Source organism: Microbacterium sp. NPDC055903, assembly GCF_053615555.1.
On the sequence record NZ_JBSHCA010000002.1, the window covers coordinates 16,379 to 30,956 of the forward strand.

Below are 14,578 nucleotides of genomic sequence, written 5' to 3' on the forward strand. Positions count from 1 at the left end.
CCGCGCGGCATCCGCCTTCCTGTGCCCACAAGGCCCGCCGAAAGAGGATGCGATGACGCACACCCTGCCCCTGCCCGACTTCGCCCACGAACGCGTGGAGGTGATCACGGGACGGCGCAGCGGACTGTTCATCGCCGTCGCCCTGCACTCCTCCGTGCTCGGCTCCGCCCTCGGCGGGGCGAGGCTCTGGAGCTACCCGCACTGGAGCGACGCTCTCGGCGATGCGCTTCGACTCTCGGCGGCGATGACGTTGAAGAACGCCGCGGCCGGTCTTGACGCGGGAGGCGGGAAGTCCGTCATCGGGCTCGATGCGGGAACCGTCCTGGATGCCGAGCGACGCCGCGCGGCGTTCCTCGATCTCGGTGACGCCGTAGAGTCGCTCGGCGGCCTGTACCGAACGGCGGAGGACGTCGGCTCGACGACCGAGGACATGCTGACGGTGAGCGAGCGCACGGCTCATGTCGTGGGGCTCCCCGATGCGGTCGGTGGATCCGGGGAGCCGGCCGGCCCGACGAGCCTCGGCGTGTACGAGTCGCTCAGGGCGGTGCTCGAGCGCGTCACCGGTTCGCCAGACGTGGCGGGCCGGCGCATCACCATCTCCGGCCTCGGCCAGGTCGGCGGCAGGCTCGCCGTGCGGCTGTCCGCAGAAGGCGCCGTGCTGACCGCGACGGACGTCAACCCGTCTCGTCGTCAGTTCGCGAACGACCTCGGAATCACCTGGGCGGAGCCGGGGACGGAGCATCTCGTCGCCGGCGACGTGTTCGTGCCGGCGGGAATCGGGGGTCTGCTCACGAACGAGGTGATCGACGCGCTCGACGTCGCGGCCGTCTGCGGGCCGGCGAACAACCCGCTCGCCGCGCACGACGGCGCGGATCGGCTCGCCGCTCGGGGCATCCTCTACGCACCCGACTTCGTGGTCAACGCGGGTGGCGTGATCTACCTTGACCTCGAGGCGAAGCAGCTCGGCACGCGGGCGGAGATCATGGAGCGCGTCGCGGGCATCGGCGGCACCGTGCGCAGCATCCTCAGCGATGCGGAGGCGCGGGCGATCACCCCGCTGCAGGCCGCCGAGGAACTCGCCGAGGCGCGTCTGCGCGCCGGAAGCGCGAGCGAGAGCGTGCTCTCCTAGGCGTCGAGCTCGGTCTGCAGCCGCTCCCAGAGCTGGCGGCTGCAGACCGCGACGGCCTGTTCCCAGGTCTGGTTCGCGCCGTCCTGGGCGGAGTCCGAGACGGCCTTCCAGATACGGATCGGCACCCCGAACTGGCCGGCGACCCAGGTGTACACGTACGCCTCCATATCGACGAGCCGTCCGCCGAGCGCACGGATCGCGAGGACGGTGTCCGCGTCGTCGACGAAGCTGTCGCCGGTGGCGATCACGACATCGCCGCCGCCGAGCGTGAGGCTCTGCGGCATCGACACGTGGTGTCCGGCGATGCCGTTGTCGTCGATGACGTCGTACTGGAAGGCTTTATCGATCGAGTGCACGCCGACGGCGATATCCGGGTCGATGGCGCCTGCCGTGCCGACCACGAGGATCTCGTCGTAGTCGCCGGCGTCGAGTGCGCGGGTGAGTGCGTAGGCGGCCTTGATCTTGCCCGGTCCCGTGATCAGGCGCTCGTAGCCTGGCACTTCGGCGGGGAAGGCGACGAGTTCGGATTCGAGGGCGGCGACGAGGAGCTTCACCCGACCATCCTCGCAGACGTGTGACGTCGCGCGTCGTCGCGCGTGCCATCGTTGGCCCGCTGTGAAAGGCTGGATCCGTGACGATCGTGCCTCCGACCCCCGGCGAACCGCGTCGCCCCGATGGGCCGCGCAACCCGGGCGACGCCTGGGTCGTGGCCGACTCGGGTGAGCGCTACTGGGGCCGTTTCGGCGCCGCCGGTCTGCTCGCGGTCGATGCTGCCCGCGGCATCCTGCTGCAGCATCGGGTGTCCTGGAGCCACTTCGGTGGAACCTGGGGGCTGCCGGGAGGCGCGCTGCACGAGGGGGAGACGGCGGTCTCCGGCGCGTTCAGGGAGGCCGCGGAAGAGGCGGGGATCCCCGACGGCGCCGTGCGTGCCCGGTTCACGAGCGTGCTCGATCTCAGCATCTGGTCGTACACCACCGTCGTCGCCGACGTCGTACACGGCTTCGAGCCGGTCATCAGCGACCCCGAGAGCGTGGCGCTGGAGTGGGTGCCCGTCGACGAGGTCGCTGAGCGGCCACTGCATCCCGGATTCGGTGACGCATGGCCGATTCTGCGAGACCTGCTCGATGTGCGTCCGGCGCTCGTGGTCGACGTGGCGAACGTCGTCGGTTCAGTGCCTGACGGCTGGTGGCGCGACCGGGCAGGCGCTGCCGGCCGGCTGCATGAGTCCCTGATCGACCTCTCTGTTCCGGCATCCGAACTGGGACTTCCAGGGAACGCCTGGCGGCCGGAGGTCTCCTTCGTCGTCGAAGGCGCGGCGAAGGCCTTCGAGACGGACTCGGATGCTCTGCGCGTCGTGCGCGCGCCCGCAGCCGGCGATGATGCGATCGTCGACGAGGCCCGACGCCGCGCCGAGGCGGGGCACGTCGTGACGGTGGTCACCAGCGATCGGGCCCTGCAGGCGCGCGTCGAGAGCCTCGGCGCGAGTGTGCGTTCTGCCGGCTGGCTGCGCGCACTCGTCGGCTAGTCGCGACCGCGCAGGCGATCGATGTCGCGGCGTTCTCGCTTGGTGGGGCGCCCTGCTCCGCGGTCTCGAACGCCGATCATCGCCTGGGGCTCACGCGGTGGTGTGCGCTCCTCGTAGGCGAGAGCGGCCAGGGGTGCGCCGACGCGCTTCACGAGCGTCTGGCGGACGATGAGGATGCGGTCGAAGCCGCTGACCCTGACGCGCACCTCATCGCCGGGCTTGACGGTCTGGGCGGCCTTGACCTTGTCGCCGCCGACGCGGATATGCCCCGCGCGGCATGCGGTCGTCGCCGCCGACCGGGTCTTGTAGATCCTGATCGCCCACAGCCAGCTGTCGATGCGGACGGGCTTGGTCTGACCCGCGGCTTCCGTCATGGCGTCGCCTTCCTCGCCCGCAGCGAGAGCAAGGCTCCGGCCACGATCATTCCCTGCCCGAGCGTGTACGTGAGCATCACGGCGGGACTGGTCCACGCGGGCATCGCTTCAGGCACGAACAGCCGGAACGCCAGGATGGTGTCGCTGAGCAGGAAGAACACGCCTCCCGCGGTGACGAGCGGATGACAGCGTGCGGCGGTCGCCGCGGTGCCGCCGAGGACGAGACCGTACAAGGCGACGGCGATCAGCAGCTCGCCGGTGTGCGGTCCGAGCACGACGATCATGGCGATCCACCAGACCGCATACACGAGGGTCCACCAGGGCAGCCGGCGCTGCGGCAGCACGCGCAGGAAGAGCACGATGTACGCGAGATGGGCGAGACCGAAGAAGCCGAGCATGAGCGGCAGCTCCGGCCCGCCGGGGAAGAACGCTCCCGCGCCGTCGCCGAGCCAGGAGAACAGCAGCGCGGCGCCGAGGACGATCAGCGCCCAGAGGGGGCGGAGCCGGAGGCACAGGAGCACGGGCACGGCGAGCAGCGGCATGAGCAGCAGCTTGGTCGGCGCCGCGAGCCCGCTGCCGATCGCCAGCGCCACGACGTGCACGATCGAGACGGCGATGTAGGGCAGGAATCCCCAGAGCATCCGGCGACGTTGCATCCCTCCATCGTAGGTTCATGTCGGCTGCGGCATCCGCTATGGTGGCGTCGTGCCCGTCGCCGAAGACCTCGCCCCGCCCGTCCGGGAGCGTCGCCTGCGTCTGATCCGCGACGGCTGGGGAAACGGGCCGGAGGCCCACGAGCATCGACTCCTCCGCGCGGCGCGGCCCGCGCTTCCTGTGCTGAACTGGCTGGGCCAGTTCGCCCGTCCGCTCCTGAAGGTGCCCGGCCTCGGCTGGATCACCGCAGACCCTCGTACGGCCCGCTCGCTTCTCAACGATCCAGAGCACCTCACCCTGCTCAGCGAAGGCGGGGTGGGCCATCTCTGGGCGCAGATCCTCGGCGACTGGGTCACCGATCTCTTCGACGGCCCAGGACATCACGATCTCCGCACCCGCAGTCGCGAGCTGTTCACCGAGAAGAACAGCCGGGCGTTCGTCGAGCACGCCTGGGGAGACCGGCTCGCCGACGCCAGGGCCGCGTTCGAGGCAGGGGAGGATCTCGATCTGGCCGACCTCAGCCGCGTCCTCGTCGGCCAGATGGTCTGCGCGCTGCTGGGCACGCCCGTCGACGAGGAACGCGGAGACGATGCGTACCGGGAGATCTTCCGCACGGGGGAGGAACTCGCGAGCATCGCCCTCGGCACCACGTCTGACACCCGCCTGCCCCCGCACAAGATCGCCGCAGCCCGATCGATCGTCGAACGACTCACCGGCCACGTCGACGCCGCTTTCCCGACGGCGCCGGCGAACACGGTGATCGGGCGATGCCGCGAACTCGGACTGACGCTGCAGGAGACCAAGGGCCTCGCGACGCTGCTCATGGTCGCCGGCACAGAGACCGCCGCCTCCGCAATGGCGCGGATGGCGGCCCTTCTCTTCGACAGCGGGGAGCAACATCGACTGCTCGCCGCTCCCGAGCACGGGGACGATGCCGTGCGCGAAGCGTTGCGCGTCACGAGTCCTGCGCCGCTCATCGGTCGAGCGGTGCTCGCGGATCTCGAGATCAGCGGGCGCATGCTGCGGGCGGGGGATCGGGTGATGGTCCTCACCTGGACGGCCAACAATCTGGTGGGCGGATTCCGGATCGACCGGCCGTACGCCCCGCAGAACCGCCAACTCTGGTTCGGTGCCGGCCGTCACCTGTGTCTGGGCGGTCCGTTGGCGAAGGCGGAGCTGGCGGCGGTGCGTGATCTGCTGCTCGGAGACGGGCGGCCGTTCGAGATCGTCTCGCGGCGCTACGGGAAGCGGGTGCTCATCCCCGCCTACGCCTCCCTCGTGGTCCGCAAAGCGCGGTGAGCGGTCACCAGGTCTCGGCGCCTGCCAATGTCGTGGCGAGGGGTGCGTAGCCGAGGCTGTGTCGCGCGGCGGTCAGATCGAACGTCCGCTCGACGCCCAGCTGACTGACCGCGTAGCGGGTGAGGCGCGGTCGGGTGCGGCGCAGACGTGCGGATGCTTCGGAGGCGCCCGCGAGCGCCGAGGCGAGGGGTGTCGGGATGCCGACGATGCGGGCATCGACGCCTCGCCGCCGGAGGAAATCCGAGAGGACGTCCGCGAGCAGCACCGGTTCGGCGTCCGCGATGTTGTAGACGCCGGCGGGGCCGGTGAGCGAGAGCCGGACGGCCTGAACGAGGTTGTCGATGCGGGTGAGCGAGTGCCGGACCTCGCCGCCCGCGGGCAGGACGAGACGGCCGCGCCGCACCGACTGGACGACGCGGGGCAGGAGCGTGGTGTCACCGGGGCCGTACACCGCATGAGGGCGGAGGATGACGGCATCCGCGTCTTCGAGCTCTCGCTCGGCCGAGGCCTTGGACGCCGAGTAGCTGCTGAGGAAGCGCTGGGGCATCGGAGCGCCCTCGCCGAGCATCACGCTGGGGGAGAAGGCGTCGTAGACGCTGGAGGTGGACAGGTGTACGAGGCGTGCGTCGCGGAACGCCGCCCTGACGTGTCGGGTGCCGTCCCTGTTCACCCGCAGCGCCTCATCGTACGGAGCCCAGTCGTCGGCGAGGGCCGCGCTGTGCACGACGGCGTCGAAGGGCTCCGGCTCGCGCGGTCTCGCGGTCAGGTCCCACCGGCGGTACACGGCTCGCGGATGCGTCCAACCGTCGACGCGGCGCCCGAAGCCGGTGACGTCGTGGCCGTCGTCGGCGAGGGCTGTGGCGACGGCGCCGCCGATGAAGCCGCTCGCGCCGGTGACGGCGATCTTCACAAATACTCCCGGAAATGCGCGGCGAGCTGCCCCGCCAGGGCTCGCCGATCGAGCTTGCGTGCGCGACCGGAGCGCGGCAGGGCGCCGGTCGTGAGGATCAGATCGGGGATGACGCCCGCATCGATCAGGCCGGGCAGCGCCGAACGGACGGAGGCGACCAGCGGATGCGTCTCGGTGAGCCCTGTGGGCGGATCGTCGGCGGGGACGAGCACGAGGACGATCCTGTCGTCGCCGATCTCGTCTGGCACCCCGCTCAGCACGACGTCGTCGACGCCGGGCAGCCCCGCGATGATCGGCTCGTACAAGCCCGGGTACACGTTCTGGGTGCCGCGGATGAACATGTCCTTCTTCCGGCCGCGCAGGGTCAGCGCACCGTCGTCGATGCGGGCGAGGTCGCCGGTGCGGAGCTCGGTGAGCGGATGCTCCGGCAAGTCGGCCAGGTAGCCGCGAGCGAGACCGGGACCGGCGAGGACGAGCTCCCCGTCGTCGATGCGTGCCGTGACGCTTCCGACGATGCGGCCGACGGCATCGCCGCCGTCCGGAGCGACACCCGCCTCGAGCTTGGCGACCCCGTCGGCGATCGCGACGGGGAGGATCTCGGTCATCCCGTAGATCGCGCGGATGCGGGAGGTCGGGAACCTCCGGTGGATGCGCTCCAGCAGCGGGCGCAGCACGGGCGCGCCGCCGAGGACGATGGTGTCGAGGTGCGGCGGGGCGAGGGTGGGGCGGGCGTCGATCGCGCGCAGGATCGCGTCCATCGCGGCGGGCGCGGCGAAGAGCAGTTCGGTGTCGGGGAGCAGGGCCAGGTAGTCATCGGGCCTCGCGCCGGGATTCGCGCCGACCGGCGGCATGCTCCAGTGGGCTCCCGCGATGAGAGCGGGGACGCCGACCATGAGCTGATCGGTCAGCACGCGGTGTCCGCGGCGGATGCCGACGCCGTCCGCGAAGTCGCTGAGGCCGGCGCCGAGAGAGCCGCGCGAGTGCACGACGCCCTTCGGTGCGGCGGTCGTGCCGCTGGTGAAGACGATGAGCGCCTCGTCGTCTTCATGGTCCGGTGACGGGGTGGTCGCGTGAGGCGTGGACGGCGTCGGATGATGCGCGAGGGCGTCCAGGGACAGCGCGCGACGCGGGACCCCGGGCAGCCACCGTCCGGCACGGATGTGCGTGGCATCGGGCACCAGCCTGGCGTACGGGGCCAGCTCGAGGCCACGGCGCCGGGCGATGCCCCGCAACGGAGCGCTCGATGCGAGGTAGAGCACGGACTCGGCGGCCACCCAGCGCGGGGAGGCGAGTCGTGTTCGTGACCGGAAGAGGGCTTCGCCGGCTCCTGGATCGGCGAAGACGACCGTGCCGCGGGCGAGGACGATGCCGAGGGCGAGCACGACGGCATCCGCGCCTGGTCGTACGGAGAAGAGCACGCGATCGCCGGGGGACATGCCGTGGGCGCGCAGCGCTGCGGCGGTGGAGCGGATCCGCGCGCCCAGCTCGCCGTAGGTGAGCGTCGTGCCGGCGACGGTGAGCGCGGGCTCGTGGGGGTGGGCGTCGGCACTGTCGAGCACGGCCTGCACGAGGTCGGTCATCTGCGCTGCACCTCCAGGTGGGAGTACGCCGGGATGAGGACGTGGCGCGTCGCGCGCCGTCTGTTGACGCGGAGGTCTGGCGCGGCGAGCAGCGGCGCGAGCAGGGCGCGGATCTGCGCCATGGCTAGAGGAGCACCGATGCAGAAGTGCACGCCCGCGCCGAACCAGAGCTGTTTGAGCTGGGCGGACGGGTTCGTCTTCGGATCGAACTCGCCCAGGGCGCGGTTGGCCCAATACGTCCCGAGCAGGATGCGCTCGCCGGCGCGGATCTCGACATCGCCGATGCGCGCCGGTCGGGCGGCGGAGCGGATCATCATCGGTGTGGGCGTCGTGACGCGCAGTGCTTCGGCGACGGCGGCCTCGGTCAGCGAGGGGTCTGCCGCGAGCCGGGGAAGCCACCCGGTGTCGATGAGGATGGCGGCGAGGCGCGGGAGGAAGGAGACGAGCGTCTCGGTGCCGGTGAGGACGAAAGCGCCGACCGCGCCGAGAGCCTCGGACTCGTCGAGGCCGAGCGCGCGCATGCGACCGGGCACCGTCGACTCGTCGCCGGCGTAGGCGCGGGAGGCGTGGACGTCGAGCTCCTGCAGCACCCGCTTCGCGTGGGCAAGCTGGCGAGGGGCGAGGGATGGGCGTGCCAGCGAGACGTAGCCGGTGATCTCGGCCGAGCGCCGGAAGAAGTCGTCGTCCACGACGTCGGTGTCGAGTCCGACGAGGCGGCTGATCACCGCGCTCGCCGCCCACCGGGCGTGGGCCACGAGGTCGACGGGCTCACCCGCGGCGAGGCGTGCGGCGAACCGGGCGGTGCCGGTGCCGATGGCATCGGAGACGAGAGTGTCGACGAAGGAGGGGGAGAAGAGCGGAGCGAGCTTGCGACGCAGTTCGCGATGGTCCTCGCCCTCCATGTTCAGGAGGACCCGCGGGCCGAGCACGGGTGTCCACAGTTCGCCGGAGGAGCCGGGGCCGGTCTTGCGGAACGCGTCGGTGTCCATCAGGGTCTCGCGCAGCAGCGAGGCGTCCTTGACGATCACGCCGAGGCCGGGGAGGCGCCGGACGGGGCCGGGGACGGCGTCGACGATCGGGAACGCGACGGGGTGGGCGGCGCGGAGCAGCCGGCGCTCGTTCTTGCGGGCGAGGGCGATCGAGGTGCGGGGCGGGCGGCTGACGCTCGCGGGGTCGCGGATATCGACGATCGCCGGGCGGTAGGCGTGGTCCTTGTACCAGAGCAGGGTGTTGGCGAGGCCCCAGGCCTGCACGCGGCGGCTGGAACCGTAGACGACGACGTCGCCGCGGCGTGCGTAGGCGCGGGTGAGGCGCCGGACGGCATTGACGAGGGCGCGGTCCTCGTGGAGGTCTTCGATGCGAGTACGGGGGAAGCCGCCGGCACGCTCGTAGAGGTCGGCGGTGATGCCCACGTTGCAGCCGGCCGCCATCATGTACGGGCCGAGGTAGGCGTCGTCCTGGTTGCCGGGGCGCACACGGCCGAAGGCCTCGGCGACGTGCACGGCGCCGCGCAGCGCCGCGCGGCTCGGCCAGCCGAGCCCTTCGTCGCGGCGGGGGACGAGCTCTCCGCCGACGAGCTCGAGTCCGAGGCCGCCCCGGTTTCGAGGGCTGAGGGCACGACGGACGGACGCGGTCCAGTCCGCGCGGGGGAGGCAGTCGGCGTCGGTGCGGGCGAGCAGTTCGGCACCCGAGGCGATGGCTGCCCGCATCCCTGTGTCGGCGGCCGCACCAGTGCCCTTCTCCGGCTCGTGCACGATCGTCCAGCGGGTCATCCCGTACTCGGAGATGAACGCGCGGATGACGTCGGCGGAGGCATCCGTCGACGCGTTGTCGACGAAGACCGCATCGAAGTCGTCGTCGTCCTGGAACGCCAGCGCCTGGAGCGTCGGGCGGATGCCTGCGGCCTCGTTGAAGACGGGGACGACGACGGCGAGGCGGCTCACAGCTGCACCACCATGAGGCCGAGGCTGATGCCGCCGGCGAGGCCGATGAGGAGCACGCGGCTGCCGTCTCCGATCATGCTCCGTTCGCGGGCGAGCTGGAGCTGAAGGGGGAGCGTGACGGAGGCGAGGTTGCCATGTTCGGCGACGGTGATGATCGTGCGGTCAGCGGGAACGCCGAGGCGCTCGAAGATGGGCGGCAGGTAGGGCACGGCGACCTGGTGGATGGCGACGAGGTCGAAGTCGGCGGGAGTCAGCCCTTCGCGGCGCAGCAGAGCGAGGACGGGCTCCGGGCCGAGGTCGAGGAAAGCGCGCTGCAGGCCGGCGCCGTCCATGTCGAAGTAGGTGCTCTCGGGGTCGTGTCCGCCCATGGTGCCGCCACCCGGCAGCGTGCCGATGCGCCAGTGCTCGGAGACCGCGTGGAAGGCGGATGCCTGGATCCCGCGCTCGCCGGAGTCGTCCGCTTCCAGGATGACGGCCGCGCCGCCGTCGCTCATCACGTAGCCGGGGAAGGAGCGGATGAACTGGTCGCGGTCGCGGAGCTGCCACCGGACTGCGGCCGTCGGCGCTTCGCCGCTGGCGATGAGGATGCGGCGGTGGACGCCTGATCTGATGAGGCCGTCGGCGACCTGCATGGCGTTGAGGACGGAGTTGCAGGCGTTCTTGACGTCGAACACCGGGACGCCGAGATCGAGCTTGGCGTTGACGATGTGGCTCGTCGCGGGTTCTACGAGGTCCTGGCTGGCGCTGGCGAAGATGAGGAGGTCGACGGGGTCCGGGGATTGCGACAGCGCATCCCGTGCCGCGGCGACGGCGAGATCGGATGCCTGCCAGCCGTCCGGGCGCTCGTGGACGTGCGTGATGCCCGTCATCCGTGCGATCAGCCCCGTGGGTAGGGCCAGCCGACGGTTCAGGCGACGGAGTTCGGCTTCGGTGTCGGTCGTCGAGCGCGTGCGCTCAGGCAGGTGCGTGGCGACGGCGGCGATGTGAGTGGAGCGCACGTGATCGACCATAGTGCGGGGTGCGCCGCGATCCCGGTAGCGAGCGCGTCAGGCCTCGACGGTGACGTCGCGGACCTCGCCCTGCGGGCTCAGGTGGGCGGCGGGCCAGTAGCCTTCGGGGAAGTGCGCGCCGCAGGTGTCGACGAAGTGGAAGACGATGGTCCCCTTTGCGGATGCCTCCAGCGCCTCGAGCTGAAGGTCGGCGGCCGCTTCGTCGAGCTCGTGGGCTGGGGGCTCCTGCTCGCTGAAGCGGTGCACGACGGCGTCCGTGGCGATGCGGACAAGGGCGGGCAGAGCGTCGAGCACCGCGTGCAGCCCGGGGAGGAGGGCGGCCGACGATGCGGGGTCGGTGGCATCGACCATGAGCTCGACGGTGGTGTCGCCGTGCGGGATCGTGGTGGCGAACCAGTCGTGGGTGAGCACCGAGCCGTCGGTGAGGGTGCTCGTGGCGCGGGGGAGTTCGCCGAGGCGGTCGTCGTGCAGCGAGTCGTGCGTCATGCGTCCCAGGCTACGGGAGTCGAAGGACCGCGAGCGGGCGCTCGGGCTTCACGCTCGGGCGGGTCGTGAATCCGGCGGCGAGGAAGGTCGAGAGTGCCCCGTGGAAGAGGTTGTTCGCCGAGGTCGTGGTGCGCGCCGTGTCGACGGGATAGCCCTCGATGACGCGGGCGCCGGATGCGCGCGCGTACGCGACGGCCGCGTCGAGGAGGACGGCGTTGATCCCTTTGCCTCGGTGTTCTCGGCGCACGACGAAGCAGGAGACCGCCCAGACGGAGGCGTCGTCGAAGGGCTCATCGGTCGCGGCGGCGATGAGACGTGTTCGAGCGAGACGCTTCTGAAGCGGTCGTGGCCCGATGCGGATCCACCCTGCGGGGTCGCCGTCGGCGTAGGCGACCAGGCCCGGCGCGGGGCCTGCGGTGATCTCGCCGTGGAGCAGGTGCTCGCGCTCGTCGCGGGTGGTCGACTCCCATTCCTTGTTGATCAGCATCGGCCAGGCGCACTGGCAGCTCGCTCCGTCGCCGCCGCCGGTGAGGGCGTGCTGCACGTCGTCCCACCGGTCTGGGGTGGCCAGGGCCGTCGTGATGTCGGTCGTCTTCGTCGCCATGCCGGGCACGCTACGCCGGGGTTCCGACACGGGCAAGGGGGTTGGTTCGCGCCGGGCCGATCGTGCGGCTAAGATAGTGGAGTTGCCTGCGCGAGAGCGAAGGACAACGGGCTGTGGCGCAGCTTGGTAGCGCACTTGACTGGGGGTCAAGGGGTCGCAGGTTCAAATCCTGTCAGCCCGACCACATAGAGGCTCGGAATCACGCGGACGTCGCGAGGTTCCGAGCCTCTTGTCGTGCATCCTCGTCCGAGGATGTCGCGTCGTCGAGGAACAGACGACAATGGAGGCGTGGCAGACAGCTCGGGTGATTTCGTATTGACCGACGGCGAGTTGCGTGAGGTCGTGACGTACGCCGTCGAAGCCGCGCAGGATGTCTTGGGTGTGGTCGAGCTCGCCCGTCCTGGAGATGCTCGCCCCAGAGACGCCGTCGCTGCCGCCCTGGACTTCGTGCGCGGAGCGCCGCGGAACAATCGGCAACGCGTGACCGCGCGGGATGCACACCGCGCCGCGAAGGAATCTATGGATGAGGCGGTCGCCTGTGCCGCCCAGGCAGCGGGAGATGCCGCTGCCGCCGCGTACCTGCATCCGATCGCCAAGGCCACCCAAGTGGGGCACATCCTCCGCGCCGCGGCCAACGCGGCGCGGGTCGCGGAGCTCCAGGCGGGGGACGATCCCGTCGCTGGGGCGGCCTCGATCGATCGGGCTGTTGAGCGGGCGAGCCCGCTTCTCGTCGACGTGCTGTGTCGATATCCGCGTGCTCCGCAAGGCCGGAGCCCCGTCGCCCGATTGATGGCCGATCTCGACGCCCGGCTGCGGCTCGCGCGGTAGGCGCGGCTATCGCGCGACGGGCGCCTCGGCCACCACGAAGGTCGCGATCTCCGGCGCCAGCGCGATCAGACGATCGTTGGCCTCTGGTTCGGCGATCGTCGCGCGCAGGCCCTCACCGGCGAACGGACGCACCAGCAGCCCGTTCCGTTCCAGAAGATCGGCCACGGTGCTCGTGTGCGAACCGAGCGGGAGCCACACGAAGTTGCCCTTGCTCTCGGGCAGCTCCACTCCTGCATCGGCGAAGGCAGTGACGACGCGCTCGCGCTCCGCGACGAGTTCGGTGACCCGCTCGGCCAGCTCGTCCTCGGCGGCAAGCGAGGCGACCGCGGCAGTCTGGGCGAGGTCGGTGACGCCGAACGGGATCGCCACCTTCCGCAGCGCGATCCCCAGCTGCTCCGGCGCGATGGCATAGCCGATGCGCAGTCCGGCCAGCCCGTACGCCTTCGAGAACGTGTGTGCGACCGCGACGTTCGGGTACCGGCGGAAGTACTCGATGCCGACGGGGGAGTCCTCTCGATCATTGAACTGGACATACGCCTCGTCGATGACCACGACGATGTCAGACGGAACGCGGCTGAGGAAACGGTCGAGGTCGGCGTCGCCGATCGTGGTGCCGGTCGGGTTGTTCGGGTTGCACACCAGGATCAGACGAGTGCGCTCGGTGATCGCGGCCAGCATTGCGTCGAGGTCGTGCCGGTGGTCGTCCGTGAGCGGCACCATGACGGGAATCGCGCCTGCGGCTCTCGCGAGCATCGGATACGCCTCGAAGGAGCGCCAGGCGAACAGCACCTCGTCGCCTTCTCCGGCGGTGGCCCGCATGAGCTGCGACACCACCTCCACCGAGCCGCTTCCGAGAACGATGTTCACCGGCTCGACGCCGAACCTCTCGCAGAGAGCGGTCGTCAGTGTGGACGCAGCAGTCTCCGGATAGCGATTGACGCGGGAGAGCCTGGCTGCGATGGCAGCGGTCACGGACGGGAGCGGGGGATAAGGGTTCTCATTCGACGAGATCTTGTGCACCGACAGGGACGTCTCGGACTGCGGTGCGGCCTTTCCCGGCTTGTAACCGGGGATCGCGTCCAGGTCTGCTCGCATCCTCAGCTCCGACATCCGATGGCCTCTCTCTCGTGTCCGTCCGTATGGGCCTGTCTGTTTGACAGCCCGTGGTGGTTGTTCATACTATCGCAATTGAATATAAAGAATGTTGACATTCCGGTCCGTGGTGACCGGAGGAGTTGGAAGGAGCGGAGCGACGGTGCCCGACACTGCGGTCGAATTCCCCGAACAGCGCCTCATCCTGCGGGTGCGCGCCATGCGCAGGGAGGCGCAGGATGTGCTGTCCCTCGAGCTCGAAGACCCCACTGGCGCCGACCTGCCCGTCTGGACCCCAGGTGCGCACATAGACCTCCGCTTCGCCAATGGCGTCGAACGACAGTACTCGCTGTGCTCCGACCCCGACGACCGCAGCGTGTGGCGCGTTGCCGTCCTCGCCGAGAGCCCGAGCCGCGGCGGATCCCGCTACGTGCACCAGACCCTGCGCGTCGGCGACATCGCCAGCGCCTCTGCCCCCATCAACCATTTCGAGCTCGCACCGGCCGCGGAGTACCTCTTCATCGCCGGCGGCATCGGCATCACGCCCATCCTCCCGATGCTGGGCGAAGCAACGCGGCGCGGCGTGCCCTGGCGCCTCGCTTATCTCGGAACCACCGGGGAGCGGATGGCGTTCCGGTCCGCTCCGCAGCTCGCTGCGGGTCGGACTCTGCTCGTGCCAGGCGACAGCGGGCCCCGTCTCGACCTCGGCAGCTGGATCGGCGCCCTCTCCGCGGAGACGGGCGTCTACGCATGCGGCCCGGAGCGGCTGCTCGACGCGTTGGAAGACCTCAGCGCGGACTGGCCCCGTGGGGCGCTGCACGTGGAGCGCTTCCAAGCCAGGTCGTTCGGCGAATCGCAGGGCGCGGAGTCGTTCGAGGTGGTCGCCAGCCGCTCCGACCTCGTCGTCACGGTGGACCGCGGCTGCAGCATCCTCGAGATGCTCGAGAACGCAGGCATCGGCGTGCCGAGCTCGTGCCTCGAAGGCGTGTGCGGCACCTGTGAGACCGCGGTCGTCGATGGCGCGCCAGAGCACCGCGACTCGATCCTCACCCCCGACGAGCGCGAGAGCAACGAGACGATGATGATCTGCGTCTCGCGGTCGCTCGGCGACCGCCTCGTCCTCGACATCTGACTGCGAACGGAG

General features: G+C 70.6%; 15 protein-coding genes and 1 tRNA gene. 6 read left to right on the forward strand and 10 right to left on the reverse strand.

Features of this window, described 5'->3' with window-relative positions; translation table 11 throughout:
- The first annotated feature begins 52 nt into the window (after window positions 1-52).
- Complete coding sequence (locus tag ACWGJP_RS09415; RefSeq protein WP_452329531.1) at window positions 53-1,129, forward strand: Glu/Leu/Phe/Val dehydrogenase dimerization domain-containing protein; 1,077 nt, start codon at window positions 53-55, stop codon at window positions 1,127-1,129.
- Here ACWGJP_RS09415 and ACWGJP_RS09420 read toward each other — a convergent pair.
- Window positions 1,126-1,683 carry a phosphorylase family protein gene (locus ACWGJP_RS09420; RefSeq protein ID WP_452329532.1) on the reverse strand — a complete coding sequence of 186 codons (558 nt, stop codon included), beginning with the start codon at window positions 1,681-1,683 and terminating at the stop codon, window positions 1,126-1,128. The genes ACWGJP_RS09415 and ACWGJP_RS09420 overlap by 4 nt on opposite strands.
- A gap of 77 nt (window positions 1,684-1,760) precedes the next feature.
- On the opposite strand from ACWGJP_RS09420, the gene ACWGJP_RS09425 reads away from it, so the two are divergent.
- Entirely contained in the window at window positions 1,761-2,654 is an 894-nt protein-coding gene (locus ACWGJP_RS09425; RefSeq protein ID WP_452329533.1) for an NUDIX domain-containing protein, read from the forward strand.
- Here the strand turns inward: ACWGJP_RS09425 and ACWGJP_RS09430 are convergent.
- Both ACWGJP_RS09430 and ACWGJP_RS09435 read right to left on the reverse strand, forming a co-directional pair.
- Window positions 2,651-3,028 (reverse strand): RNA-binding S4 domain-containing protein, encoded by a 378-nt coding sequence (locus ACWGJP_RS09430; protein ID WP_452329534.1) that lies wholly within the window; start codon window positions 3,026-3,028, stop codon window positions 2,651-2,653. The two genes, ACWGJP_RS09425 and ACWGJP_RS09430, sit on opposite strands and share 4 nt — an antisense overlap.
- On the reverse strand, window positions 3,025-3,684 hold the full coding sequence (locus tag ACWGJP_RS09435; RefSeq protein ID WP_452329535.1) for a lysoplasmalogenase family protein: 660 nt from the start codon (window positions 3,682-3,684) through the stop codon (window positions 3,025-3,027). The genes ACWGJP_RS09430 and ACWGJP_RS09435 overlap by 4 nt, the downstream gene beginning before the upstream one ends.
- Window positions 3,685-3,733: 49 nt before the next feature.
- On the opposite strand from ACWGJP_RS09435, the gene ACWGJP_RS09440 reads away from it, so the two are divergent.
- Window positions 3,734-4,981, forward strand: coding sequence for a cytochrome P450 (locus ACWGJP_RS09440; protein ID WP_452329536.1), 1,248 nt, complete (start codon window positions 3,734-3,736; stop codon window positions 4,979-4,981).
- 4 nt (window positions 4,982-4,985) lie between these two features.
- Here ACWGJP_RS09440 and ACWGJP_RS09445 read toward each other — a convergent pair whose 3' ends face one another.
- The 6 genes from ACWGJP_RS09445 to ACWGJP_RS09470 are packed head-to-tail and all read right to left on the reverse strand — an operon-like array spanning window position 4,986 to window position 11,514.
- The gene (locus ACWGJP_RS09445) at window positions 4,986-5,891 is read right to left on the reverse strand and encodes an NAD-dependent epimerase/dehydratase family protein (RefSeq protein ID WP_452329537.1); all 906 of its coding nucleotides are present in this window, start codon (window positions 5,889-5,891) and stop codon (window positions 4,986-4,988) included.
- On the reverse strand, window positions 5,888-7,471 hold the full coding sequence (locus tag ACWGJP_RS09450; protein WP_452329538.1) for a class I adenylate-forming enzyme family protein: 1,584 nt from the start codon (window positions 7,469-7,471) through the stop codon (window positions 5,888-5,890). The genes ACWGJP_RS09445 and ACWGJP_RS09450 overlap by 4 nt, the downstream gene beginning before the upstream one ends.
- Window positions 7,468-9,414, reverse strand: coding sequence for a cytochrome P450 (locus ACWGJP_RS09455; RefSeq protein ID WP_452329539.1), 1,947 nt, complete (start codon window positions 9,412-9,414; stop codon window positions 7,468-7,470). Before ACWGJP_RS09455 ends, ACWGJP_RS09450 begins: the two co-directional genes overlap by 4 nt.
- Window positions 9,411-10,412 carry a 3-oxoacyl-ACP synthase III family protein gene (locus tag ACWGJP_RS09460; protein WP_452329540.1) on the reverse strand — a complete coding sequence of 334 codons (1,002 nt, stop codon included), beginning with the start codon at window positions 10,410-10,412 and terminating at the stop codon, window positions 9,411-9,413. Before ACWGJP_RS09460 ends, ACWGJP_RS09455 begins: the two co-directional genes overlap by 4 nt.
- 48 nt (window positions 10,413-10,460) lie before the next feature.
- Complete coding sequence (locus ACWGJP_RS09465; RefSeq protein ID WP_452329541.1) at window positions 10,461-10,910, reverse strand: hypothetical protein; 450 nt, start codon at window positions 10,908-10,910, stop codon at window positions 10,461-10,463.
- Window positions 10,911-10,920: 10 nt separating this feature from the next.
- Window positions 10,921-11,514: a GNAT family N-acetyltransferase gene (locus ACWGJP_RS09470; RefSeq protein WP_452329542.1), complete on the reverse strand. Its 594-nt coding sequence runs from the start codon at window positions 11,512-11,514 to the stop codon at window positions 10,921-10,923.
- 107 nt (window positions 11,515-11,621) lie between these two features.
- Here ACWGJP_RS09470 and ACWGJP_RS09475 point away from each other — a divergent pair.
- Window positions 11,622-11,698, forward strand: a tRNA-Pro gene (locus ACWGJP_RS09475).
- A gap of 104 nt (window positions 11,699-11,802) precedes the next feature.
- Window positions 11,803-12,342 (forward strand): putative immunity protein, encoded by a 540-nt coding sequence (locus ACWGJP_RS09480; RefSeq protein WP_452329543.1) that lies wholly within the window; start codon window positions 11,803-11,805, stop codon window positions 12,340-12,342.
- Between the two features lie 6 nt (window positions 12,343-12,348).
- On the opposite strand, the gene hisC is transcribed toward ACWGJP_RS09480, so the two are convergent.
- Window positions 12,349-13,437: a histidinol-phosphate transaminase gene (gene hisC, locus ACWGJP_RS09485; RefSeq protein ID WP_452329544.1), complete on the reverse strand. Its 1,089-nt coding sequence runs from the start codon at window positions 13,435-13,437 to the stop codon at window positions 12,349-12,351.
- Between the two features lie 160 nt (window positions 13,438-13,597).
- Here hisC and ACWGJP_RS09490 point away from each other — a divergent pair, with 160 nt between their 5' ends.
- Window positions 13,598-14,566: a PDR/VanB family oxidoreductase gene (locus tag ACWGJP_RS09490; protein ID WP_452329545.1), complete on the forward strand. Its 969-nt coding sequence runs from the start codon at window positions 13,598-13,600 to the stop codon at window positions 14,564-14,566.
- Window positions 14,567-14,578 lie beyond the last annotated feature (12 nt).

Coding starts and splice junctions, on each gene's coding strand:
- ACWGJP_RS09415 (WP_452329531.1), top strand. CDS start 53: ATGACGCACACCCTGCCCCTGCCCGACTTCGCCCACGAACGCGTGGAG.
- ACWGJP_RS09430 (WP_452329534.1), bottom strand. CDS start 3,028: ATGACGGAAGCCGCGGGTCAGACCAAGCCCGTCCGCATCGACAGCTGG.
- ACWGJP_RS09435 (WP_452329535.1), bottom strand. CDS start 3,684: ATGCAACGTCGCCGGATGCTCTGGGGATTCCTGCCCTACATCGCCGTC.
- ACWGJP_RS09450 (WP_452329538.1), bottom strand. CDS start 7,471: ATGACCGACCTCGTGCAGGCCGTGCTCGACAGTGCCGACGCCCACCCC.
- ACWGJP_RS09465 (WP_452329541.1), bottom strand. CDS start 10,910: ATGACGCACGACTCGCTGCACGACGACCGCCTCGGCGAACTCCCCCGC.
- ACWGJP_RS09470 (WP_452329542.1), bottom strand. CDS start 11,514: ATGGCGACGAAGACGACCGACATCACGACGGCCCTGGCCACCCCAGAC.
- hisC (WP_452329544.1), bottom strand. CDS start 13,437: ATGCGAGCAGACCTGGACGCGATCCCCGGTTACAAGCCGGGAAAGGCC.